We start from the raw sequence: 26192 nt of genomic DNA on the forward strand, positions 1-26192 counted from the left end.
TTACTTTAGTGTCCCTGTACTAACAATAATTGTTTTTACATGAATGTCTACTTCTAATTTATCTAGTATTTCATCTGTCATTTCGCGTGTCCATTTGCCATGTGTATATTTACGGAAATATTCACTTAAACCAATTGGGTCGACTTGTTTTTTATTTAATTTTTCTACAAATGCTTTAATATCCTTCTCTAATTGTTGATTGATTGATTTTTCTAAGTCACTGATTTCTTTCCATGAATTTAATTTTTCTGTATCTTCAATACTGTATTCACTTAAGGTTGCCTTAATTTCTAAATGGATAGTAAGCTTTGGATAATTCCTATCTTTATTGCTTTCGATTTTGCTTTTGCTTTTAACAAGATTTAGCAATACTTTTGTATCATCAGGTATATCAATTACAAGTGGTGCAAGATTTTTTCTACCTTGTAACGCCTGGATAAAGATTGCTTCATTCGGGGGGATGGTGTCTACCATAACATCATCCTTAAATAATGCGATATTTGCAATTTCAATTCTATCACCAAGTAGCTCAAGATATGGGGCGGAAGCGTCCTTTGTCGTATTTGTCGTACCATAAATAAAATCATGAATATTAGTATTTGGATTAAAGGCTGTATTAAGACTAGGTAGTAGCAAATCGTTTAAATAAAAATTAATATTTGGCTTATCAGGATATTCAGCATAAAGAATGCCCTCTGCACGGTCTTTTACAACAGCAATTAATGCTTTATTACCCACTTCTGCATTGCGATAAATATGCTCAATCACTGTCCTGACCTGCCCTTTGCGAGCAAATTCTTCACTGACTAAAATAACTCGAAGCTGGTTTAAGACAACTTTACGATCAGAAGAAGCTTCGATTTTGACGATACCTTGGGATACTAAATCGGTTTCTGTAGAAAATATCTTCGTGTCTTTTTTAGCGTCGGGTGAATATTGCGGAATCGCGACAGTGAGCTTTTTTGTTTTTTCATCAACATAATCAAATGCCATAATCCCAATCATATCTACTTCTTCAATTGGAATTTTCTTCTCTTGCTCAGAGCACCCAGTGACAAATAACAAAAGGAAAATAAGAAGTAATCTATTCTTCATTGCTGCACCTGCTTTTTTCTGAAAAAATAGATGATGGATAAAAAAATCGGCCAAAGCAGTAATAAATAAAATACATAGTTATTAATTGTAAAGATTTTTTCCTTCAAGTGCTGTGAAAGAGGTATTATAAGCGCAATGAAGATGGCAATTACTAAAATATATAAATGGATTTGAGATTTCGCTAAAATAAGTGATTTAAAGCCCTGATTTGCTGCCCATAAATATAAAGCGACAGTGGAATAAACTAAGAAAATCCAAAGCGTCATTCCGATAATATCAATGCGCTCAATAAAGGAATATTCCCCAGCCTTAAAAATATTTAAAACAGCAAATTCAATATTGCTTAATTGCCATTCAGAAAAATACATAACGCTCACACCTGTCGTAATCAGCATTAAAACACCAGATATCCAAATACCGATTGTTGCATATTTAAAGGCACTTTTCTGCTGAATAATAAACGGATAGTAAAACAAAATAAGCTCATAACCTAAAAAAGATAAATAGCCGTTTTTAGTCGCCTCGTAAAACTCTTGGAATGTGAAATTAAACAAAGGAAAAAAATGACTAAACTCTCCTTTTTGTATAGCCCATTTTGTGAATAAAACCATCGGAATCGTTATAAAGAATGTCAAAATTGAAAAACGAGCAATGGCAAAAATACCACCTCTAACTAAATAAACAAGCAGTGCCAAAAAACAAATAACAGGTAGAGTAATCGTTTGCTCAGGTAATGCAGTGCTTTGAATTAATAGCATATAGCTACTTATAGAATCTATACAAATAATGGTGAATAATAGAACGAGTAAAAAATTAAAAAATTTACCGATTATTTTTCCTAATAAAATTTCATTTATTTGAAATAAATTGTTAGTTGGAAATTTAGAGTTAAGCCATATCATAGGCCATAAAGTAATGGTAGCAATGATGCTGAATAAAATCGGCATAAATGCTTGACTATAGCCCATGGAACTTAATTTTTGAGGCAGCTGTAATATCCCTGTTCCAATTAAACAACTTTGTACTAAAAACAGTACATGCACTTTAGTTAATACTTTCTTTTGTGTTGACCTCATATTTTTTTCATCCTCATTTTCGTAAATACATTAGCTTTTTTGGCTTTTGGATATACCCATTCGATGTTTTAAAAAAGCCATTGGAAAGCGAATGACACTGTTCAATAAATCTGTCCATTTACGTGGGATAAAAGGAGCCATATAAGGTTCTCCTAAAGAGCGGATGCGTAATAAATGGATGAAAAGCCAAACAAAAACAAGCATTTGCCCAAATAAGCCGAAGCAACCCGCGGCAATAATAAAGAAATAACGTACTAATCGACTTGTGTTACTCATTATAAAAGTAGGAGGCAAAAAGGATAGTAACGCTGATGTTGCAACGAGTACAATTAAAATATTACTAATTAATCCTGCTTCAACAGCCGCTGTTCCGATAACGATACCACCAACAATACCGATTGTTTGTCCAACTTTCGCAGGCATTCGTGAACCAGCCTCTCGCAGGACTTCTATAATTAATTCGATAAATAATACTTCGAATAATGGTGGAAAGGGTACTTTACTTCTAGATTCCTGCAAGTTTAGCAATAGCTCATATGGCAATAAATCCGGGTGAAAGGTCAATGCTGATATATACGTTGGCGTAATCATTATTGTTAAAAAAAAGCCGAAAAAGCGTAAAGAACGAAGTAATGTAGCAGTTGTCCAACGATTATAATAATCCTCAATGCTCGTAAACATTTCGAAAAAAGATGTAGGGCATACGATAACGGTTTGGCTATTGTTTATTAAAAGTGCAATTCGACCGTCTAATAAATAATGTGCAATAGTATCTGGTCGCACGCTCATATAATATTGTGGAAAGGGGGAAAATGGATTATCCTCAATTAGCTGCTTCAGCATAGCGGTGTCTAATAGTGATGTTGGATTCACGTGCTGAAGGCGCTTTTTCAGTTTCCTTAGCAACTTTTTGTTAACGATATTATCAATATACATAATGGACACTTGATATTGCTTATTACTGCTAAGATACATACTTTCATTTTTTAATAAATGACTTCGAATACGACGTCGAATAAGTGAAATATTTGTTTCTAATGATTCTGTAAAAGAGTCTTGTGGGCCAATCACAGTCGATTCGATTTCTGTATTTGTAATGGCGCGAATAGGTGCGCTATATGTGTCTAATGCTAAATATTGCTGCGTTTCATGAAAATATAAGATAGTATTGCCCGCATTAATTTTTTGCTCAAGTGCAGCGATTTGCTTAAAGTGTATTGGCTCTGCCGTTTGATAAATTTGATAAATTGAATGCGAGAGCGGCACAAGCACAACTGCTTGTAGCGTCATTTTTTCTACAAGAGAGCTTGAATAAATAATTGTTACAAACCCTTCACTTGTTTGTTTTTTTTGGAAAATTATATCGTTTGAATTGTCGGATAGAAGATGTAAGAGCTGTAAAGTATATTGTGCGTTAGGGCTATGTTTTGTATTAATTTTCTTGTGCCATTTAGCAGATGAAGTTCGAATTATAATTTTCACAAATATCATTCGCCTTTCCTTCTTGATTATCATAGTTTAGACTGTTTATATGAGTTGTATACGAGAATAATTAGAGAATTTGCCGATGATTTGAAGGCGGTAATGATAGAACGCATACATAAACTAGTCATAAAGGTGTTGATAAGGTAAAAATGGAAAAGGTATTTGTCATAGCAGATATACATGGTCACTATAATCGTTTAGAAAAATTATTGACGTTTTGGCGACCGGAGGAGGAACAACTCATTTTTTTAGGAGATTATATAGACCGAGGAAAAGAAAGTTTAGCTGTTTTGAAGAAAGTGAAGGCATTGACAGAACAAGGAGCTATTGCCTTAACAGGTAATCATGAGTGCTTATTTTTAAAATGGTTGGCAGAACCAGAATGGGCACATTACCTAGGAAATAATATAGGGGGAACGGCTACACTTGCTAGCTTACAGCAACCAGAATGGAATGCAAATACGCCTGAAGAAATAGCAAGTTGTATTATAAAATATTATGCTGAGCTACTGGAGTGGATGGATGCATTGCCATTATTTCACCAATGGGATAAATACTTTTTTGTACATGGTGGCATTGATCCAGAAAAAGAGGATGCAGCACAAACAGAGCCACGTGATTTCATATGGATTCGTGAAAAATTCCACCATACACCACATTTAGCAAAAGAGACCGTTGTATTTGGGCATACACCAACGCCTTATTTGAATAACAGTGGCACAGGGGAGTTGTGGATTTCTCCATGTGGGAAAAAAATAGGTCTTGATGGTGGTGTCATCCTAAAGGATGGTCAACTAAATGGAATTGTCCTGACAAAGGGGACGGACGAAGTTATCATTCATTCTATTTCAGAAAATAGTGTTGTAACAGAAACTAAAACTCTGCCAGCAACATCTTATTAAGTAATTGTTCCAGAAAATCTAAAATAATAATAAGGGAGGATAAATGATGCATCATACATTTTTGTTACAAACAAGATGGGACGGAGGGAGAAATGCAGTTGGCACTTTACAGGCTGAGCGTTTATCTACACAGATTTCGATTCCTCCTGAAATGGATGGACCAGGCATCGGAACAAATCCCGATGAAATGTTGCTAGGGGCAGCAGCTACATGCTATATTATTTCGCTTGCTGCAATGCTTGAAAGAACGGGCATTGCAGCAAATTTAAACATGCAATCAGAGGGCATCGTAGATGTGACAAATGGCGTCTTTACATATAAGCAAATTATTCATAATTTAACGATACAGCTTGCTGACAGCACTGAAAAAAATAAAGTGATGGCAGAACGGTTAGCATTAAAAGCTGAATCTACTTGTATGATTAGTAAAGCAATAAGAGGCAATGTGGAAGTATTGGTACAATTGACTATAGCGTAAGGGGAGAAGAGGATGAACGGTCTACAATTTATCGGACAAGTCGTATTATTTTCCATCGTTATATTTTTTCTTAGTGGACGGTTGATTGGTTCACAGGTCAATTTATTTCGCCGTATATTATCCGTTGTATTAAGCGTTATTTTAACCACATTTGTCTTTTGGTACACTTATGTTCGTGATACGGACTATTTAATGGGTGACGTGATGCAAAACGTCATGAATATTGCTACATTGCTATGGGTTGGTAGCATGCTTCTGCTTTCTATGTTATTTTATTTGCTATTTGAGCTATTTGACCCTATTGCTATTGATGAAAATGGTGCACGCATGACAGATAGAAAATCCTTCATTATGCGTATTATTCAACAATGGCGCAGACAAAAGCGCCTACGACAAGTAGTACAAATTGCTGTAACAAACGGCATTACGCGCACTGTCAAGTATGCACGTAACCGAGATAATGATCGTGAGTTAGCGATTGCATTGCGTGACACATTAGAGCAATGTGGCGGCATTTTTATTAAATTCGGGCAGGTTTTATCGACACGCAAGGAATTATTTTCACCGGTTTTTATTGATGAGCTTGAAAAGCTACAGCAAAATGTACGCCCCTTAACAGCAGAGCAAGTAAATGAAGTGTTGCAGGCAAATTTAACGCAGCCTGTTGAAGAAGTATTTTCATATTTTAGCGAGGAGCCTCTTGCGGCCGCATCGATTGGACAAGTTCATAAGGCTGTGCTACGTGCAACAAATGAGCAAGTAGCAGTAAAGCTATTGCGTCCCGATGTGAAAGAAATCATGCGTGATGACTTGAGCATTTTAGTAGAATTTGCACAGTGGGTTTCGAGTAAGTCGGTATGGGCAGAAAATCTAGGATTTCGCGATTTAGCGATTGGCTTTGCTGCTTCACTTATGGAGGAAATTGACTTTCAAATTGAAGCACGTAACACCCAGCAAGTAGCGAATGTACTTCGTGCTAGCGCTGATAAGGTGCATATACCTCGCATTTATACACATTATAGTAATGCAAATATTTTAGTGATGGAGTATATTGATGGTAAGTCGGTAGCAGTCGCTGATGAAGTGTATGAGCAGTTTCAAATAAATCGTCATCAATTTGCTCAAAACTTATTCAACAGCTTTTTGGAGCAGGCATTAATTTCAGGTATTTTTCATGCAGACCCTCATCCAGGCAATATTTATATTGCGAAACGTACAGGGACGATGACGCTGTTAGACTTTGGAGCTGTTGGACGACTGGCTGCGAAGCAACAGGACGGATTAAAGCAATTTTTAATTGGGATTGCATTAAATGACGCAAGTGTTGTCTATGAAGGGGTTGCGGAATTAGTTGAAAATGCAGCAGAAGTCGATCAGGAAGAGATGGAGCAGGCAATTGGGCAAGTATTGCTAAAAATTTCATATACAGAAACTGTACAAACAGATGAGCTTATTTATTCAATTTTCTCCATTGCACGGGAGTTTGGGCTTCATTTTTATCCATCTGTCAGCACCGCATTACGTGCGCTTGTAACATTGGATGGCACGCTTCATACAATCGACCCGAATTTCGACATTTTCCAAGAAGCAAGGGCATTTTCTAGCCATTATATTCAAGCGGCAATGAAACGTCCATTTAAAGAGCCACTAACGACGAAAAAATACTTGGAGGAAGAGTTAGCGCTCATTTTACCAACAATTCGAAAAATTCCACGTCGCATGAATCAACTTTTTAAAAAAGTAGAGAGTGGTAAAATTATTTTACATCACGATGTCTTTTCAGATAAGCATAATGCTATGTTTGTAACACAATTATTTTCTCGCTTTGTGTTGTTATTTGTCGGCATTACGTTCGGCTTAATTTCGGTAGCACTATTAGCAATTTCTCAATTTATGCATACTGCTTACGCAATTTATCTAAATACGGTTGCTTATGTCGGCTTATTTTTATGTGCTATTTTACTTGTTCGTTTATCAATTCAAGCGATTCGCGATATGAAGCGTACTTAAAAAACGTATCCATTTTAAAACTTAGAAAAAATGCTCTTTAAAGAATGCTTATATTTTTTCTAAATGGTTAATATTTTAGTAAAATGGAAAAAAGGTTGTCTGAAAGCAGGTTAGCGCATCGCTTTCAGACAACCCTATTATTTATGCGCGGTCATTATCATCAAATACATCACCACATTCTGGACAGAACTTAGGAACCGCTCCTTCTGGCTGCCAGCCGCATTTATCACATTTGAAGCTTGCAGGCTTTGCCGACCCACATTCCTTACAAAACTTTCCTTCATTTTGTGTACCACATGAACAAACCCAGCCACTTTGAGGTTGAGGCTTCCCACATTCTACACAGAATTTTCCACTATTTGCAGCACCACATGAGCAAGTCCAACCTTGTGCTCCGTTTGCCGTAGACGGCGTTGGCGTTTGCTGTCCCATTTTAAATAAGTCTTGTGCATTCACCCCACCCGCCTGAGCAGCCATATTCATACCTGCAAAGCCAACGAAAGCGCCCGCCTCATTTTGGGCAGCCATTTTCATCGCATCGCTTTGGGCACCAATCATTGTGGCAGCAGCCATGTTTGGATTACGCAATACCGCATTTTTTTGTAAATCCTTAATCATCTTTTCATCTTCTTCAGATGCTTTCACCGTATTTACACCGAACGAGATAATTGAAATACCACGTAAATTACCCCATTTTTCAGATAGCACATCGTTTAAAGCTTGTGATAGCTCCATCGTACGTCCTGGTAAAGAGCTATAACGAATACCCATATCTGAAATTTTAGCAAAGGCAGGCTGCAGAGCTGTTAATAACTCAGAGCGTAGTTGGCTGTCAATTGTTTCGCGACGAAACTCTGTTTGCACATTACCAGAAACATTCGTATAGAACAAAATAGGGTCTACAATTTTGAACGAATATTCACCATTACAGCGAATTGAAATATCGATATCTAGCCCGATATTTGTGTCAATAACACGAAACGGAACGGGGGTCGGAGTTCCATATTTATTGCCTGTAATTTCTTTTGTATTGAAAAAATAAACGCGTTGGTCCTTTGGAGCCTGACCACCAAATGCTACACGTTTTCCAAATGATTTAAAAGATTCAATAATGCTCTCTTTTAAATCGCCGTAAAAGATGCTCGGCTCTGTTGATGTATCGTAAACAAATTCGCCAGCTTCAGCACAAAATTCTACGATTTGTCCTTGGTCGACAATAATCATTGCCTGTCCTTCGTTAATCGCAATTATAGAGCCGTTGCTAATAATATTATCGCTGCCTTTAAAGTTAAAGCCGCGTTTGCCTCGTTTATTTATGCCTTTTGTAATAAGGACATCTGCTGGGATAGACTCGCAGTAAAAGTATTCTCTCCATTGGTCTGCTAAAACTCCCTGTGCTGCACCAATACCTGCTTTTAATAAGCCCATAAAAAAACCCCTCTCTTTTCGTTGTATATGAATAGTATACTTTCTTTTCCGCTAAAAAGATTCATTTTTTGAGAACTTCTTTTCGCAAAATACTCCACGTAAATGAAAAAATTTATTGTTGAGAGGAAAATATCACTTTGCTTTAGTAGATAATCAAAGGTTGTAGCCGTATTCAAGCTTTATATCTCTTTGTGCGGTAAATTTGCTTATAATTGTTTATAGTAAAATTATATTAATATAAAATTTTACTTTCTTACTCTATTGTAATGAAGGGGTTTTTGAAAAAAATAACTAGAAAAATATTATTTTTTAGCTAATAATATAAAGGGAGAGATAATGACAAAGGGGACGGGAAAATGATTATTTTAAATGGTAGTGACTTAACGATTGAACAAATGAAAGCGATTTTATATAAAGGGGAAAAAATCGCCATCGATGAAGCAGCAAAACAGCGCGTATTAAAAAGCCGTGAGCATGTGGAGCGCATCGTTGCCGACGATAAAACAGTGTATGGTATTAACACAGGCTTCGGCAAGTTTAGTGACGTGAAAATTGCCGAAGCTGAGGTTGGCGCATTACAAATTAATTTAATTCGTTCACATGCTTGTGGCTTTGGCGAACTATTTCCTGAAACGGTGACACGAGCGATGACAGTGTTACGCTTAAATGCTCTATTAAAAGGATTTTCAGGCATTCGCTATGAAGTATTGGAACGTTTGGCGATGATGGTCAATGAACAAATTCATCCAGCCATTCCACAGCAAGGCTCACTTGGGGCATCAGGCGATTTAGCTCCATTATCTCATTTAGTCTTAACGTTAATTGGAGAAGGCGAAGTTTTGCGAGGTGGTACAGTGCTTGCAGCGAGTGAAGTTTGGAATAAATACGATGTAGAGCCAATCGTCTTGCAAGCAAAGGAAGGTCTTGCACTTATTAATGGAACACAAGCAATGACAGCACAGGGTGTTGTAAACTATATTGAAGCTGAAAAGTTAGCCTACGCGAGCGAGTGGATTAGCGGCTTAACATTGGAGAGTTTACGAGGTATTAAAGATGCTTTCCATCCTACTGTTCATGAGGTGCGCGGCTTTAAAGAACAAAGCGCTGTAGCAGCTCGTATGCGCGATTGGTTTGAAGGCAGCGAGCTCATGACAACGCAAGGTGAATTGCGTGTACAAGACCCTTATTCTTTACGCTGCATTCCACAAATTCATGGGGCAAGCTGGCAAGTTTTAAACTACGTAAAGGAAAAGCTAGAAATTGAAATGAATGCGGCGACAGATAATCCATTAATTTTTGATGAAGAGGACTGCGTTATTTCAGGAGGGAATTTCCACGGTCAGCCAATTGCTTTTGCGATGGATTTCTTAAAAATTGGTGTTGCTGAATTAGCGAATGTTTCTGAGCGTCGTATCGAGCGTCTTGTCAATCCAGCTCTAAGCGAAGGGTTACCAGCATTTTTAAGTGCACACCAAGGCTTGCAATCGGGAGCGATGATTTTACAATATGCAGCAGCAAGCCTCGTATCAGAAAATAAAACACTTGCACATCCAGCATCTGTTGATTCTATTCCATCTTCTGCAAATCAAGAGGACCATGTTAGCATGGGGACAACAGGCGCGCGCCATGCCTATAATATAATTGCGAATACACGACGTGTTTTAGCTATTGAAGCATTTTGTGCTGCGACAGCTGTTGAATATCGAGATGTGAAGAAAATGGCTCCAAAGTTATATGAAAAATGGCAAGAAATCCGTGAAATTGCGGCAGGTATTACAGAGGACCGTGTATTCAATAAAGATGTAGAGAAAATTGCACAATATTTAATGCCTTAATTTTTTGGGCAAATGCTTTCTGTACCGATAGTTAAGCGACAGATACAGAGGTCACCTACCTTTAAAGATGGGGAGGTGAATGTAAGCATTTGACCGATTTCAGCGGGTAGCTAAACACTCGTTAATAAAGAGAAGTTTTTAAGCAAGCTTAAGAAAATCTAGATTATAGTTAGCTGAAGCGTTATTGATTATTAACGAAGCTGTTTACCGAAAATCCTTTGGATAAGTAGGTAAGCAGCTGTTTTCGATTTCCCTTAGAAAAAGCATTGACAATTGTTTGTGATAATCATTTTTTAACAACCTATTTAACCTTTGTATTGCCGAGCGCTAATCGTAGCATACTGCTTGGTCTATTTATTGCGACAGCAGACATAGGTATTACTTTAGGAGGGGGAGTGATGGGATCAGTCGCAGATTTACTGCCCTATTCACAAATGTATTTAGTTTGTGCTGCACTAGGTGTAGGCATGACTCTTTTCGCCTATGTAAGACGCTAGAAGCAGGCGCAAAATGACTTTTTCGCTAGCGTCATGTTATGCTAAGGGGGAATGGAGGAATACATATGGAAAAACCACATTTACTTATTGTTGATGGCATGGCACTACTATTTCGTTCATTTTTCGCCTCCGCTGCGATGAAACAATATATTCGTTTAGAGGATGGCACGCCAACAAATGGAGTACAAGGCTTTGCCCGTCATGTTTTAACAGCTCAAAACTTGATGAAGCCGACACATTTAGCTGTTTGTTGGGATATGGGCATGCATACATTCCGCAATGATTTATTCGAGGGATATAAAGCAAACCGCCCTGCACCACCAGAAGAAATGCTGCCACAGTTTGATATGGTGAAGGATGTATCAGAAATGATGGGCTGGAAAAACTTCGGCATTAGCGGCTTGGAGGCAGACGATTTAATCGGCTCCATGATTGAGAAATGGAAAGACGATGCGGAGATTACTGTCATTAGCGGTGACCGCGACTTATTACAATTATTAAATGATAAGACAACAATCGCTTTTACTAAAAAGGGTTATACAGAATATGATACGTACACAGAGCAGCGCTTTCGCGAAGAATATGGCATCGCCCCAAAGCAATTTGCTGAGGTGAAGGCGTTTATGGGGGATGCGAGCGATGGCTATCCGGGTGTCAAAGGAATTGGTCCTAAAACAGCACTGCAACTCATTCAAACCTATCATTCAATTGAGGGAGTGCTAGCAGCACTTGACCAACTAAAGCCTGCGCAGCGTACTAAAATCCATGAAAGTATGGACATGCTAAAGCTCTCGCATCAGCTCGCGACAATTAATTGCGATGCAGCCATTGAAGCGGAGCTGAATGACTTAGTAGTTCCTGCGTTTAATGAGGCGGTTGCATCACAGCTGGATAATAAAGGCTTGCGCTTAATTATCCGCCACGCACGTTCGCTTGGTCTATAAAGACATTGACGAATAACAAAATTACCGTAATAATAGAAGAAAATTGCTTGCACCACTAGGGGAGCCTTTTGAAAGGCTGAGATGTATATGTACTATGCAGACCCTTTGAACCTGATCTAGCTCACACTAGCGTAGGGAAGTGGCGACATTGATTGAATTTGCTCACTCTATGCCGCTCCCTTTCTACAATGGGTGCGGCATTTTTAAATTTATTTTTAGGAGGAAAATTTGCTTGGAAAGAAATGTGCAAATAATTTGCGCAAATCCGCTGATAAGTAATGCTCAAAAATAACAATTAAAAGAGGTGTTGTTTATGTCAGTTCGTAAATTAACTGTTATGGCGCTGTTTGTGGCCATTGCAGTGGCAGGTTCAATGTTTGTAGCGATTCCTACAGGTATTGCGCGTGCATATCCTATTCAACATGCTGTCAATGTTGTGAGTGCTATATTGTTAGGACCTGTGCCAGCTGTAGTAATTGCTTTCGTTACAGCATTAGTTCGTATTTTTACGGGAACAGGCTCGTTACTTGCGATTCCGGGTAGTGTCATCGGGGCTTTTTTAGCGGCTATAGCTTATAAATATAGCCATAAAGTATGGCTGGCGGGTATTGGTGAAGTGATTGGTACAGGTGTGATTGCATCATTAGTAGCTGTCCCATATGCAAAAATATTAATGGGTACATCTGTTACGGCACTTGCTTTTATGCCAGCCTTCCTCGTGTCAAGTGCAATTGGTGCGGTGCTAGGGGTTATTATTGCAGTAAGTTTGCGCAACACTGTATTTGCAAAGCGTTTTGAAACGATATAGAAAATAAGGTTACTCGTCGCAAAAAAATTACATGGCATAGCTTCTGTATCATAAAGTGAAACTTCAATCAGTGCGGATGTTCCTCATCCTTGCTGATTGTTAGTTGAACCACTCGGGCATTTACGGGCAGTTGACTTCCTAATAATCCTTAGCATATTTTCACATAATTTTTGAAGTGGGCGTCTTACTGCCCGTTAATGCGGGATAAAGTGAACCTTCAATCCGTGGATGCTTTTCTCCACGGATTGTTAGTTGAACCATTCGGGCATTTACGGGCAGTTGACTTCCTAATAATCCTTAGCGTATTTTCACATAAGTTTTGAAGTGGGCGTCTTACTGCCCGTTAATGCGGGATAAACGGAGCAGCAGGTTTTAGCGCTATATGGAAAGGCAGTTGCTTTTTCATATAGCCCTTATGTATTTTTCTGCTCTATTTTTACAAAGTTTAACACATGCTTATTGTCCTCATAGCAAAATGAACGTATTTGGCTGTTTCGGCCTCGTCCACCGTTATCATGGATGATTAAATATAATTCCCCGTCTTTTCTTTCATAGCCAATGAGTGGAACCCAATGATATTTGAATAGAGGCTTCTTTTTTGACCGCCACTGTAGGTTAAAATATTGGTCGAATTTCAATGCCACAGGATTTCCTTGTTCAAGCTGTGCCAATGCTTCTGCAAGCGAGCAACCTTGAATAGTAAAATTAGCACCGAACAACTTGCGCATTCTTTTGATGAGACGCCATTGAAATAAGCCGATTTTTGTTGTACCTAGCTGTTTATATAAATCATTAATTTCTTTGGCTATGTGAAAATACTTTAAAATAACGTGTAGCGTTGTTGGACCACATGCAGAATTTTGGTAATTTGGCTGAACGCTCGCATCGTATTGTGAAGTTCCTTTGATTTCTAGCAGTACACGCATTGCCATCCCTCCATTTGTAAAATCCCAAATTTTAACCGTTCTTTTATCATCAATTTCATAGAAGTATGTGAGAGCCTTTATAGACTGGGGGTTCACTTTATTATACGCTGTAAATAAAACATAGTTTCAAAATTTGAAACCAAATGAGCAGGTGCTCCGTCTAACGTGAAACGAAAAAGGGGGGATAGCGGTTGTCACAGCTAGAGCAATTTATTCGTGAGCATGGTGAGGAACTGTTGCGGCTCGCCTTTACATATGTGAAAAGCAAGGAAGTAGCAGAGGATATCGTTCAAGATGTCCTGTTAAAAGCTTTTGAAAAACAGCAGGATTTTCGAGGCAATGCTAGTTATCGTACATATTTATACCGTATGACTATTAATCGCAGCTACGACTATTTACGAAGTTGGAGCTATAAAAACACTGTACTATCAATGAAAATTCAAACAATCTTTCAAGGGGCAAATTCCGCAGAAAAACAAGCGATTATGAATAGCGAACAGCAACAAATTGGTCATGCTGTGTTAGCGTTACCAATCAAATATCGTGAAGTTATCGTGCTTCATTATTATAAGGACATGAAAGTCGAAACGATTGCGGAAATTTTAAATTGCTCTGTCAATACGGTGAAAACACGACTTCGTAGAGGACGAGAAAAGCTTAAAAATTGTTTGGAGGGGAGTGGGCTTGATGAGCGGTTCACAAATTAAAAAGGGAATTGACGCAGTCATTGGTGAGAAGCATTGGTTAACAGAGGACAAGGTGAAACAATTAGCAACAAAACCTAAAAAGCATCGACCTTTAGGCTTCATTCAGCCACTTTTTGCTGTTCTAGCAATAACATGCCTAGCCTTTATTATTTATTTGCTCCCACCTGCTAATGAGCAAGTGCAACCGGCAAGTGAGCTAATTACAAAGCAGTTTGAAAAATTGCTTCCAGAGCAAGCTGCTGATGCTGCGATTAAATATTTCCAAGCAATCGAACGGAAGGATTATGCTTTAATAGAAGAAGTTTCAACGACAGAGGTAGTTGCTTCGAATAAAGAGCTTTTTTTAAAGTACAACGCTATTGATTTTAGTACATTGAAAATAATTAAGATGATTCCACATACTGAGGAGCAGATGTATAAATTATATATTACACATAATGATGTGACACAGGAGCTGACATATATTCATCCTTTGTTTGTGAAGCAATTAGAGGATGGTAATTTTACAATATATGAAAATATTTATGAGGAATGGTCGGTTTTTGAGCCATTTTTAGCACCAGAGCAATTAGAGCTAGTACCGAGAGAGGCACCGGCAGCACAAATTGTACAAATAAATGATTATATAACAGCTACAGTTAACGTCCAATCACCTCAAAAATTAAATCATTCAGCTACGATTGTTCATTTTATGAAAAAACGCTCTCTTGAGAAGGACAATCGTGTTAACGAAATTTATTTAATATTGGAAAAAGAAGGGCAGTTTTATGAAATTGGTACTTTAAAAGATAACCCTCAGGCAGAATATTATATTTTAGAGGATAAGCGTGCAATTCATATAACGACTAACTATTTTGAGGGTGCAGAATATTATGTTATTTACTATAATGAGCATATGAATAATTTTCAATATGCAAAAGGAGCACTCAGCGAATTAAGTGGGACTAATTCTTATCAAACGCAATTGACAGAGGAAGTTTTATATACTTTCGATGGGAAGGGTACGAATATCGCCTTCATTCAGGATGGCACATTCATGCAAATTGCTATTTTGGATGAGGTAGATAGTCCTGCATGGCTGACAGATTTTTTATTTGTGCGCATGATTGGTGGGAACGCCTTTTATTTACAATATCAAGAAGAATATTTCCAAGCGTCAACTTTTTATCATTTGCAATCATTAGAAAAAGCGCTAAGCCAATAAGGAGGGGGAATTCAATGCTTTGGAAGCCATTATTTGAGCAGGATGTACCAGCAAACCTTCGCTAAAAAGAATTATCTAGATTTAGTAATGCTTATTTGTACTAAAAGCAAGTTATCAGGTACAGATATTGAGAACGTCCATTGCTACAGGTAGTGAGACAAATCCTTTATCTTGCAAGGATGTACAAACACTCACTGAATCTAGATAGAGCCTCCGGCGGATGTCACAGATTTTGAAAGGTGGCCTGCACGACGCAGGTCAGTTAACCGTTGGACAGTTTTAGGTTAACTTTCAGTAAAGAGCTCGAGAAATCTGGATGTAATTACGCGGAGGCGTAATTGATACTTAGACGGAGGGAATAGCTATGAATTTACTACCATATATCGCAGTGTTATTAGCTGCTGTTTTATGGGGAACGACAGGTACAACTCAAACTTTTTTACAAGGAAGCATTTCACCTTTTGCGGTTGCGTGCATACGCTCGGCAATCGGAGGGGGCATACTACTTATTTTTGTCCTTTTTGCACGAGCAATTCAGTGGAAAACATGGCCATGGAAATGGAATATACTTGCGGCATTATCGATTGCCCTGTTCCAATGCTTATTTTTCTCATCCATCCGATATACAGGTGTAGCGATTGGTACAGTTGTAACAATTGGTAGTGCTCCTATTTTTGCAGGGATTATTGAATGGCTTTTTTGGAAAGTAAAGCCGACACGCATTTGGGCAATATCGACGAGCTTTGCGATTGTCGGCTGCATATTGCTATTTGCAATTGGCGGAGACGCAACGGTGAATAGCTTTGGTGTCATGTTAGCCCTACTTGGTGGCTGTATGTTTGCTTTTTACACGAATGTCAGCAAACGTTTAACAGAGCGGGTAGCGACATTACCAGCTGTGGCGATGACGTTTTCGTTATGTGCGTTATTTTTAATACCGCTTGCCTGGTCAGATGGTGTTAGCTGGCTAGCAATGCCATCGAATGCTTTAGCGATGCTTTATATGGGCATCATGGCTACGAGTGTTGCCTATGTTTTATTTTTGAATGGCTTGCGCGCGGTCCCCTCTTCGGCTGCGGTAACATTGAGCTTAGCAGAACCATTGACGGCTGCGCTATTAGGGGCGTTTTTCTTAAACGAATATTTAGCGTGGACATCATGGCTAGGTATTATAATGATTTTTGCAGGGATTATTGTTTTGACATTAGGAAATAGAAGGAAAGCTTAACTTCTCTCGGCAGAAGTTTCACAACTCTATAGGTGACGAGATGAATGCAAGTATTAGGCTATTTTCAGTGGGGGTCCAAACACCCGTTGAATCATAGGACTCAGTCTAAGAACATCGCCTCCTGCGATAACGACTGGGCAACTAGCATCGTGCGGCGGATATTACAGATTTTGAAGGGAGGCATGCACGACGCAGGTCAGTTAACCGTTAGCGCGTGTCATGACGGTTTTAAGCTAACTTCTACCAAACGGCTTGAAAAATCTGGACGCAATTACGTCGAGGCATAATTAATAAATGCGTAAGCTGTGCGAAAAGTGTTCATCTGTTCGCACAGCTTTTGCTTATATATTGGAATATTTACTAAAAATGCTTGATTCTGCGATTAATCATCGCGAGGGGCGTCTCAAAATGACTTTTTGGATGTCCCTTTTTCAATTGGTTACAGCAAAACTTTACTGATAGGAAAAGTTAGTTGAGTCATAATTAATTAAAATGATAGGTTAAAATAACTATATAAATTGAACTCTAATGATTTTAAGCTTGCAAATATCCGTTTTTTTTCGTGTTTTTTGGTAACTTTTTCTCAAATTAGTCTATTGTACTTATTAAAGAAAAAGTCCTTTTATACTATAATGGATATTGAAAGAGCATGCTTTTTCATTTGGAGGGATATACTATGAAAACACCAAGCCAAAAAAGCCGTTTTTTTAATGTATTTTCTAAGAGAAAAAGTAATGATAACAGCTCGACATATGTAATGGAAACCACTCACGAAGATTTACTACAGTTTTATACTTCACTGGTAACAAATGACCCGGAAATTGTCTTTGTCTTTTCACGACAAGGAGAATTGTATGCAGCAAGCCGAGAGAAGATGGAAGCATTTTTCGGCACAGAAATCACTTCAACAAATGACTTTCGTAAATTTACTTCGCCTGAAACACTTAAACAATTAAAAATAAGCTTTATTAACGCATTAAAAGGAATAACAAATCAAGTCGACATTACAGTTCGCAATAAGCAACTTGAAGAACTTCCGCTTACTTTATCGTTTGTGCCGATTAAGGAAGGGGATAGAATAACAAGTGTGTATGTGAAGGTTAGCAGCAACATAGAAAAGCATATGCTAGAATACCAGTATATTTTTGACCATTTGACCTCGGGGATTTGGATGCGTGAATCAATGGACGGTCCCTTTATTTACACATCGAAGGGATTGGAGGAAATATTATGCCTTCCAACAAAAACGCTTTATTTGAATGATAATGCTTGGTTTGAGCTTATTAATGAAGAATATATAAATAGTATTAATCAAGCAAAGACACGTGTTGTTGCAGGTGAAAAAGTACAAGAAATTTATTCAATTACTTGTCTTAATGGTCAAAAAAAGTGGTTGCTTGAACAAATCATACCTCGTTTTAACCAAAGTGGCGACGTAACGAATGTATTTGGACTTGTGCTTGATATTACGAGAGAAATTGAAATGGAGCAAGAGCTATTGTATTTGGCACAATATGATGCGTTAACAGGCCTCCCAAATCAAGCAAAAATGAGAAAAACATTAGGGCAATTTACGAAAAATAAAGAGCCATTTGCAGTTTTACACATTGATATTGACCGCTTCCACATAATAAACAATTCATTAGGCTATACAATTGGTAATGAAGCTTTAAAAATACTAGCGCAAAAACTGAAAAATATGACACCATCTGATGGTGAAATTGCTCGAATGGGTAATAATAGCTTTATGATTCTCGCACATAATCATGCGAATAAAAACAACATACTAAAGTTAGCTGAAGACATTTTAAAAAATATTCGACAGCCATTTACCATTCAAGAATTTGAGTTAAGCGTCACGACAAGCATCGGTATTTCGTTTTACCCAGAGGAAGCTTTAGATGAGAGAACACTGCTTGAAAAAGCACATAATGCCCTGCAGGAGGCAAAGAAAAAAGGAAAGAATAATTATCAGCTTTCGTCGCATGTTGCAAGCATCTCTACTTTCAAGCAATATATTTTAGAACGAGATATGCGAAAAGCGATTATTGAAAAGCAATTTGCGGTATTTTATCAGCCTCAAGTCGACCCTAGAAAGGGATTACTTACGGGGGCAAGGGCTTTTATTCGCTGGAATCATCCAGACTGGGGACTTGTTATGCCTGAGGAATTTATTTCTCTAGCTGAAGAGAATCATTTAATCAATCCAATAACAGATTGGCTGTTAGAAAAAGTGCTTCAATCAATGCAAGTATGGCAAAGTGAGCAAATTCCATTAAAACCGATTACAATTATCATTCCAGTGCTACGTTTACTAAAGAAAGGCTTTTATGATTCGGTCTCAAATTTATTAGAGCGATATGAAATCAATCCAGCTTTATTGCGTTTTGAAATTAGCCAAAGCATGTTCTTACATGAGGAAATAATTATTAGTGAATCCATTGAAAGATTTAAGCAACTTGGAATTCGAATTGTCGTTGACGATTTCGGCAAGGGCTATTCCTCACTAGATTATATCCGAAAAATAAGACCGAATATTTTGAAAGTGGATAAAATTTTTGTGCAAAATTTATTCGAAGAAAATAGCATTGATGACGTAATTATTAAATCGACAATTCATTTAGCAAAATCACTCGGGATGGAAGTTGTAGCAGAGGGAGTAGAAACAGTAGAGCAGCTAGAATTTTTGAAGCAAATAGAATGTGATTCTGTGCAAGGCTATATTTTTTCAAAGCCTGCAAAAGAATCAACATTCAAAGCGATATTAAAAACTGGCTATGTTATACCGAAAAGCAAATATAATAAAGCTGTAACTGTGGAAAGGCGGCGGTACTATCGCTATCGTTTCCCATATCCAATACTAGGCTTTTTAACAATTGTTGAGTTTAATGGACATGCAGTAACGGTTGGGAAATCCCCCGTTTTAATTGAGAATATAAGCTTAGGCGGGATGAAGATATTATCTAACCTAAAACTGCCTGTTAATCAGGATATGAAGTTTAATGTAACATTTGATATTATGAACGAGCATTTTGAAATTGCCGGTGAGCTCAGATGGTGGGAAGAGAAGAGTGCAGATGTATTTGGCTACGGTATCCGTTTTAATATGAAGACAAATATTGAAAATAGACTGGCGTCAAATATAAATAAATTGAGTGGATACGAGCGAAAGAGCGAAAATATCCCGAATATGACATTTGTGTATAAAGAACCACATAAATATTTCAGAGAATTAAAGAAATAAAGAGCAATATGCATTTCTAAAATGAAAAGTGAGGGACTATTCGAAAAGCGTATATCTTTTCGGATAGTCCCTGCTTCTATATTAAATAATTGCTAAAAATACTTGTACTTGTTGCTTCGCTGTCAGCACAGAAAATAATTACTTGCCACAAGGGGACGTCTCAAAATGAATTTTCAGATGACCCCCTAGCTTTGACGACTTTTAACTTCTTTCTAAGAAATGGTATGATAGTCTATTTTTCAGAAAGGTTAATTTATGCCTGAGCATCTAAAAATTCAGTTACTTGTGCTGGTGATTTTGCATTTGCACTATGTAAATGCGCTAATTTTTCACCATTTTTGAAGATTAATAATGATGGGATACCCATTACTTGATATTTTTCCGCCAGTTCAGGGAAATCATCACGATTAATTGAATACCATTGATATTGGCTGTATTCCTCAATAATTGGGTCGATAAACATATCCATGCGCGTACAGTCTGGGCACCAGCCGGCGAAAAATTTCATAATGACTGCTTGCTCCGTAGAAATCAGCTCATTAAAGCGTTCTAATGTCGTTATTTGTTCCATTGTTATATCACTCCTTTTACGAATAGTGTACACATTTTCACAAAGTAACGGAAGAAATTTAGCTTAATGCGGCGAGGGAGGTGCTTCTTTTTCAATTTTTTGAAAATAATGCGAAAAAAATATTGCTTTAATAAAAGAAATAAACTACACTAAAGACAGAAAATATGTTTTAAAAAATAATATCGTAGTGAGCTATTTTTTTTCACTACAAAATGAATGACTGTTCATTCAAAAGATTGCACAAGGGGGAATTGCTCGTGGCTTACAGCATAAAAAAAGCAGCCGTTTTAGGCTCAGGGGTTATGGGTTCAGGTATTGCAGCGCATTTAGCGAATATCGGTATTCCGACATTATTGTTGGATATTGCACCGAAGGAATTAACAGCAGAGGAGCAGGCGAAGGGGTTAACGCTTGAGCATCCAGCAGTACGCAATCGCTTTGCACAAGGCGCAATGCAAAAATTATTGAAGCAAAAGCCAGCACCGCTTTCATCAAAGCAAAATCTAGCTTTAATTACAGCGGGGAACTTCGAGGATGATTTAGAAAAATTAAAAGATGTGGACTGGATTATTGAAGTAGTCGTTGAAAATTTAGATATAAAAAAGAGCTTATATGAAAAAATTGATGCAGTTAGACAGCCAGGCACAATTATTACATCAAATACATCTGGCATTAGCATTAATGCGATGGCAGAGGGGCGCTCAGAGGATTTTAAAAAGCATTTCCTTGGAACGCATTTCTTCAATCCACCGCGCTACTTAAAGCTATTAGAAGTGATTCCAGCAGAAACAACTGCGCCAGAGGTTGTGGCGTTTATGCGTGACTTTGGTGAGGATGTGCTTGGGAAAGGCGTCGTAATAGCGAAGGATACGCCGAACTTTATCGCTAATCGCATCGGTACATATGGTCTACTTGTGACGATGCGTGAAATGCAGGAGCGCGGCTTTTCAATTGGTGAGGTGGATTCCGTAACAGGACCTTTAATCGGTCGTCCGAAATCCGCGACATTCCGCACGCTAGATGTTGTAGGCTTAGACACGTTTGCACATGTAGCAAAAAATGTTTACGACAATACGACAGGTGAAGAACAGCAAGTGTTTACAGAATCACCAGTGATGGAAAAAATGATTGCCAATGGCTGGCTCGGTGCAAAATCAGGGCAAGGCTTCTTCTTAAAGCAAGGAAAGGAAATTCTTGAATTAAACCTACAAACATTCGAATACGAGCCAGTGAAAAAATTGAAAACACCATCGATGGAAATGGCAAAGCAAGTGAAGGGCTTAGCAAATAAGGTGAAGACGCTTGTTTATGCCAATGACCGTGTTGGTGAGCTATTATGGAATGTCTTTGCACCAACATTAATTTATTCCGCACAGCTCCATGGCGAAATTGCAGATGATATCGTCGCAATCGACAATGCGATGAAATGGGGCTTCGGTTGGACACAAGGACCATTTGAAATTTGGGATGCAATCGGCGTAAAAGATTCCGTTGCGAAAATGGAAGCAGAAGGTCGAGAAGTACCAGCATTTGTAAAAGGTTTATTAGAAAAGGGCTTTGACAAATTCTACTCAGAAATCGATGGCGATTTAGCCTTTTATAACGGTACAGCATATGAAAAAGTACCGGTAAATCCGAAAGTAATTGATTTAAAGCGCTATAAGAAAAAGCACGGTGTCATTAAATCAAATACAGGTGCGAGCTTAATTGATTTAGGCGATGGGATTGCCTTATTGGAATTCCACTCACAATCCAATGCGATTGGCTTAGATATTATTCAAATGCTTAACTTTGCCATTGATGAAGTGGAAGCGAATTATAAGGGCTTAGTCATTGGCAACCAAGGTAAAAACTTCTGTGTTGGCGCAAACTTAGGCATGATTTTAATGGAAGCACAGGATGATAATATTTTCGAGCTAGATTACGTGGTGCGTGCATTCCAAAATGCAATGCGTCGCATTAAATATTGTCAAAAGCCTGTCGTTGCAGCGCCTTTCCAAATGGCGTTAGGTGGTGGTGCGGAGGTGTGCTTACCAGCAGCGCATATCCAAGCATCGGCTGAAACATATATGGGGCTTGTGGAAGTGGGCGTCGGCTTAATTCCAGGTGGCGGCGGTAATATCGGACTCTACCAAAAGCTATTAAAAGGGCTGCCGAATGGTGTAGAAATTGACTATCAAGCAATCGCTACGAAGGTGTTTGAAACAATTGCAATGGCAAAAGTATCGACTTCTGGTGAAGAAGCGCGTGAAAACAATTTCTTAAACTTCGCAGATGGCATTTCTGTCAACGTAGATCATCAATTATACGATGCAAAACAGGCGGCATTAGCACTTTATGAAGCAGGCTATACAGCACCGTTAAAACAGAAAGTAAAGGTTGTTGGTGCACCCGGCTATGCTACGTTACTTCTCGGAGCGCAAGGCATGTTCCAGTCAGGTTATATTAGCGAGCATGATTTGAAAATTGCTAAAAAGCTAGCTTATGTTATTGCGGGTGGTTTAGTGCCATATGGAACAGAGGTAACTGAGGAATATTTATTAAATTTAGAAAAAGAGGCATTTTTACATTTAGTTGCTGATCCAAAATCGCAAATGCGTATGCAGCACATGCTTGTAAAAGGGAAGCCATTACGTAACTAATAAAAGCTTGTAGTAAAAGGGGGAGAATAATGATGCGTGAAGCCGTCATTGTAGCAGGTGCTCGTACACCAATTGGAAAAGCGAAAAAGGGGTCACTTGCAACAGTTCGTCCAGATGATTTCGGTGCACTTGTAGTAAAGGAAACATTGAATCGTGCAGGTTATACAGGGCCAATTGATGATTTAATTATGGGCTGTGCGATGCCAGAGGCGGAGCAGGGGATGAATGTAGCGCGCAATATTGGCGCATTAGCTGGCTTGCCAGATACAACGCCAGCATTAACTGTTAATCGTTTCTGCTCATCAGGCTTACAAACGATTGCATACGCTGCCGAGCGCATTATGCTTGGGCACTCAAAGGCGATACTAGCCGGCGGTGTTGAGTCGATGAGTATGATTCCGATGACAGGAAATACGATTCGTTTAAATCCAAAGCTTGCTGAGGAAGCGCCGCAATATTATATGAGTATGGGTCATACAGCGGAAGAAGTAGCCAAGCGTTATGAAGTAAGTCGCGAAGACCAAGATAAATTTGCAGTACGCTCTCACGAATTGGCAGAAAAGGCGATTAAAGAAGGCAAATTCAAGGATGAAATCGTACCTGTCGAAGTTGTACAGCATTATGTAGATGCCAATAATAAGCTACAGGAAAAGAAGTTTATTTTCGATACGGATGAGGGTGTGCGTCCAGGCACTTCAGTTGAAGGTTTAGCCAAATTACGCCCTGCATTTAACATTCAAGGCTCTGTTACAGCAGGGAATTCTTCGCAAACTTCAGATGGCGCAGCAGCTGTTCTTGTAATGGAACGCGAGGAAGCGGAAGCACAGGGCTTAAAGCCGCTTGCTAAATTTTTAGGCTTTGCAGTTGGTGGAGTAGCTCCAGAAGTAATGGGGATTGGTCCGATTGTTGCAGTGCCAAAAGCGTTAGAAATTGCAGGATTAACGCAGGAGCAAATTGATTTATGGGAAATCAATGAAGCGTTCGCATCACAATCACTACAAGTAGTGCGTCATTTAGGCATTGATGAAAGCAAAGTGAATGTCAATGGTGGAGCAATTGCATTAGGTCACCCACTTGGTGCAACTGGAACGATTTTAACTTTGAAATTAATCCATGAATTAAAGCGTCGCGGCGGCAAATACGGCGTTGTGACAATGTGTATCGGTGGCGGTATGGGCGCTGCTGGCGTGTTTGAAGTACTTTAAACCATAAGGCTAGATGATGAAGTGGAGTAGTCATCTAGCTACTTTATAATTTTTTACTGAATGAATTTTCATATATATTTCAAGGGGGAATTTGTTATGACAAATATTATTAAAGGCGGAAGCTTTTTAGTAGAAGAAGTAGATATTAATCGTGTAATTACACCAGAGGATTTCACTGATGAGCAAAAAATGATTGCGAAAACAACTGAGGAGTATGTAGCGAACGAAGTACTACCAGTTGTAGAACATTTAGAAAACCATGAGTTCGAGCATTCTGTTCGTTTACTTAAAACAGCTGGGGAGCTAGGGCTTTTAGCAGCTGACGTACCAGAAGAATACGAAGGATTAGAATTGGATAAAATCTCTTCTGCATTAATCGCAGAAAAAATGTCTGTAGCAGGTGGCTTCTCGATTACACATGGTGCACATGTTGGTATCGGTTCATTACCAATCGTATTATTCGGTAACCATGAGCAAAAATCAAAATACTTACCAAAGCTTGCTTCAGGTGAATTAATTGCGGCTTATGCATTAACAGAGCCAGGCTCAGGTTCTGATGCATTGGGTGCAAAAACAACAGCAAAATTAAATGCTGCTGGTACACACTATGTATTAAATGGTGAAAAGCAATGGATTACAAACGCTGGTTTTGCAGATGTATTTGTAGTGTATGCTAAAATTGATGGCGATAAATTCTCTGCATTCATCGTAGAACGCTCATATCCAGGCGTTTCTGTAGGCCCAGAGGAGAAGAAAATGGGGATTAAATCTTCTTCAACACGTACATTAATTTTAGAAGATGCAGAAGTTCCAGTAGAAAATTTATTAGGTGAAGTTGGACGTGGTCATATTATCGCCTTCAACATTTTAAATATCGGTCGCTATAAATTAGGTGTAGGTACAGTTGGTGGCTCAAAGCGTGCATTTGAGCTAGCTGTGCAATATGCAAATCAACGTAAGCAATTTAATACGCCAATTTCAAGCTTTAACTTAACAAAGGAAAAGCTTGCAACAATGGCTTCTCATATTTACGCATCTGAATCATTAAACTACCGTACAGTAGGCTATTTCGAGGATCGCTTAAGCCAATTGTCAGCTGAAGAGCAAAAGGATGGAAAAGCGATTGCTGGCGCTGTGGCAGAGTACGCAATTGAGTGCTCGATTGCTAAAGTATTCGGTTCTGAAACATTAGACTATGTAGCGGATGAGGCGGTTCAATTACATGGTGGCTATGGCTTTATGGCTGAATATGAAGTGGAGCGCATTTACCGTGACTCTCGTATTAACCGTATTTTCGAAGGAACAAATGAAATTAATCGCATGATTGTACCAGGTACATTTATGAAAAAAGCATTAAAAGGTGAATTACCGCTATTACAAGTAGCGCAAAACCTACAATCTGAGCTGTTAATGATGATGCCTGAAGAAGTAGGCGATGAGCCATTAGCGCAAGAGTTATACTTAGTGAAAAACGCGAAGAAAATCGCAGTATTAGCAGCGGGCGCAGCAGCTCAACGCTTCGGTGTAAAATTAGAAGCAGAGCAAGAAGTTTTAGTGAACATTGCCAACATTGCGAACCAGCTTTATGCAATGGAATCGGCTGTTATTCGTACACAAAAAGCAATCGAGCGCGACGGTGCAGAAAAAGCTGCACAAAAGCTGCTATACACGCAAATCTTCTGCCAAGAAGCATTTGCTGAAATTGAAAAAGAAGCAAAAGACACGCTACTTGCTTCAGTTGAAGGCGACGCAGGCCGCATGACTTTATCAGCACTACGTAAATTAACACGTAACAATCCATATAACTTAATTACGAAAAAACGTGAAGCTGCTGACAAGTTAATTGAAGCAGAGAAGTATATCGTTTAATATTTACTATAAAAGCACCTGATTTTATAAATGAATCA

General features: G+C 38.5%; 19 protein-coding genes, 1 pseudogene and 1 riboswitch. Of the genes and pseudogenes, 14 read left to right on the forward strand and 6 right to left on the reverse strand.

The annotated features are described in order from the left end of the window. The 3 genes from MHB51_RS17165 to MHB51_RS17175 are packed head-to-tail and all read right to left on the reverse strand — an operon-like array spanning position 1 to position 3662. Positions 1-1095, reverse strand: coding sequence for a Ger(x)C family spore germination protein (locus MHB51_RS17165; RefSeq protein WP_066166698.1), 1095 nt, complete (start codon positions 1093-1095; stop codon positions 1-3). Next, positions 1092-2171, reverse strand: coding sequence for a GerAB/ArcD/ProY family transporter (locus tag MHB51_RS17170; RefSeq protein ID WP_066166695.1), 1080 nt, complete (start codon positions 2169-2171; stop codon positions 1092-1094). The genes MHB51_RS17165 and MHB51_RS17170 overlap by 4 nt, the downstream gene beginning before the upstream one ends. Positions 2172-2201: 30 nt before the next feature. Further along, the gene (locus tag MHB51_RS17175; RefSeq protein WP_342558687.1) at positions 2202-3662 is read right to left on the reverse strand and encodes a spore germination protein; all 1461 of its coding nucleotides are present in this window, start codon (positions 3660-3662) and stop codon (positions 2202-2204) included. 143 nt (positions 3663-3805) lie between these two features. Between MHB51_RS17175 and MHB51_RS17180 the strand changes: the two genes are divergently transcribed. Genes MHB51_RS17180 through MHB51_RS17190 form a run of 3 tightly spaced genes read left to right on the forward strand, consistent with a single transcriptional unit; the run spans position 3806 to position 7046 of the window. Next, entirely contained in the window at positions 3806-4558 is a 753-nt protein-coding gene (locus MHB51_RS17180) for a metallophosphoesterase family protein (RefSeq protein WP_342558688.1), read from the forward strand. A gap of 43 nt (positions 4559-4601) precedes the next feature. Further along, the gene (locus MHB51_RS17185) at positions 4602-5036 is read left to right on the forward strand and encodes an OsmC family protein (protein WP_066166686.1); all 435 of its coding nucleotides are present in this window, start codon (positions 4602-4604) and stop codon (positions 5034-5036) included. Between the two features lie 12 nt (positions 5037-5048). Then, a complete protein-coding gene (locus tag MHB51_RS17190) occupies positions 5049-7046 on the forward strand; it encodes an AarF/UbiB family protein (protein WP_066166683.1) in 1998 nt (665 codons plus the stop codon). Between the two features lie 141 nt (positions 7047-7187). Here the strand turns inward: MHB51_RS17190 and MHB51_RS17195 are convergent, their stop codons facing one another. After that, the gene (locus tag MHB51_RS17195; RefSeq protein WP_066166680.1) at positions 7188-8474 is read right to left on the reverse strand and encodes an SPFH domain-containing protein; all 1287 of its coding nucleotides are present in this window, start codon (positions 8472-8474) and stop codon (positions 7188-7190) included. Between the two features lie 356 nt (positions 8475-8830). On the opposite strand from MHB51_RS17195, the gene hutH reads away from it, so the two are divergent. The 4 genes and pseudogenes from hutH to thiW all read left to right on the forward strand — a co-directional run bounded on the left by hutH (position 8831) and on the right by thiW (position 12558). Next, positions 8831-10309 (forward strand): histidine ammonia-lyase, encoded by a 1479-nt coding sequence (gene hutH, locus MHB51_RS17200; protein WP_066166677.1) that lies wholly within the window; start codon positions 8831-8833, stop codon positions 10307-10309. Between the two features lie 293 nt (positions 10310-10602). Beyond that, positions 10603-10806, forward strand: a pseudogene (locus MHB51_RS17205) (MFS transporter); the annotation flags it as partial. Between the two features lie 65 nt (positions 10807-10871). Then, on the forward strand, positions 10872-11750 hold the full coding sequence (locus tag MHB51_RS17210; protein WP_066166674.1) for a 5'-3' exonuclease: 879 nt from the start codon (positions 10872-10874) through the stop codon (positions 11748-11750). Between the two features lie 47 nt (positions 11751-11797). Next, positions 11798-11905, forward strand: a riboswitch (TPP riboswitch). Positions 11906-12063: 158 nt separating this feature from the next. Next, positions 12064-12558 (forward strand): energy coupling factor transporter S component ThiW, encoded by a 495-nt coding sequence (gene thiW / locus MHB51_RS17215; protein WP_066166671.1) that lies wholly within the window; start codon positions 12064-12066, stop codon positions 12556-12558. A 413-nt stretch (positions 12559-12971) separates the two neighbouring features. Here the strand turns inward: thiW and MHB51_RS17220 are convergent, their stop codons facing one another. Continuing rightward, positions 12972-13484 carry a C39 family peptidase gene (locus MHB51_RS17220; protein ID WP_342558689.1) on the reverse strand — a complete coding sequence of 171 codons (513 nt, stop codon included), beginning with the start codon at positions 13482-13484 and terminating at the stop codon, positions 12972-12974. 191 nt (positions 13485-13675) lie between these two features. Between MHB51_RS17220 and MHB51_RS17225 the strand changes: the two genes are divergently transcribed. From MHB51_RS17225 to MHB51_RS17240, 4 genes are all read left to right on the forward strand, one after another. After that, positions 13676-14191 (forward strand): sigma-70 family RNA polymerase sigma factor, encoded by a 516-nt coding sequence (locus tag MHB51_RS17225; protein WP_066166663.1) that lies wholly within the window; start codon positions 13676-13678, stop codon positions 14189-14191. After that, the gene (locus MHB51_RS17230) at positions 14172-15395 is read left to right on the forward strand and encodes a hypothetical protein (RefSeq protein ID WP_066166660.1); all 1224 of its coding nucleotides are present in this window, start codon (positions 14172-14174) and stop codon (positions 15393-15395) included. Before MHB51_RS17225 ends, MHB51_RS17230 begins: the two co-directional genes overlap by 20 nt. Positions 15396-15759: 364 nt before the next feature. Further along, the gene (locus tag MHB51_RS17235; RefSeq protein WP_342472071.1) at positions 15760-16623 is read left to right on the forward strand and encodes an EamA family transporter; all 864 of its coding nucleotides are present in this window, start codon (positions 15760-15762) and stop codon (positions 16621-16623) included. A gap of 676 nt (positions 16624-17299) precedes the next feature. Further along, complete coding sequence (locus tag MHB51_RS17240; protein ID WP_342558690.1) at positions 17300-19867, forward strand: EAL domain-containing protein; 2568 nt, start codon at positions 17300-17302, stop codon at positions 19865-19867. Positions 19868-20120: 253 nt separating this feature from the next. Here MHB51_RS17240 and MHB51_RS17245 read toward each other — a convergent pair whose 3' ends face one another. Next, a complete protein-coding gene (locus tag MHB51_RS17245; RefSeq protein ID WP_066166646.1) occupies positions 20121-20438 on the reverse strand; it encodes a thioredoxin family protein in 318 nt (105 codons plus the stop codon). A 257-nt stretch (positions 20439-20695) separates the two neighbouring features. On the opposite strand from MHB51_RS17245, the gene MHB51_RS17250 reads away from it, so the two are divergent. The 3 genes from MHB51_RS17250 (at position 20696) to MHB51_RS17260 (ending at position 26154) form a co-directional block, all read left to right on the forward strand. Beyond that, entirely contained in the window at positions 20696-23080 is a 2385-nt protein-coding gene (locus tag MHB51_RS17250; protein ID WP_342558691.1) for a 3-hydroxyacyl-CoA dehydrogenase/enoyl-CoA hydratase family protein, read from the forward strand. 32 nt (positions 23081-23112) lie between these two features. Next, entirely contained in the window at positions 23113-24285 is a 1173-nt protein-coding gene (locus MHB51_RS17255) for an acetyl-CoA C-acetyltransferase (RefSeq protein ID WP_066167427.1), read from the forward strand. A gap of 96 nt (positions 24286-24381) precedes the next feature. After that, entirely contained in the window at positions 24382-26154 is a 1773-nt protein-coding gene (locus tag MHB51_RS17260) for an acyl-CoA dehydrogenase family protein (RefSeq protein WP_066166640.1), read from the forward strand. The last annotated feature ends 38 nt before the right edge of the window (positions 26155-26192 follow it).

This window comes from Metasolibacillus sp. FSL K6-0083 (assembly GCF_038630865.1).
Classification (GTDB): Bacteria; Bacillota; Bacilli; order Bacillales_A; family Planococcaceae; genus Metasolibacillus; species Metasolibacillus fluoroglycofenilyticus.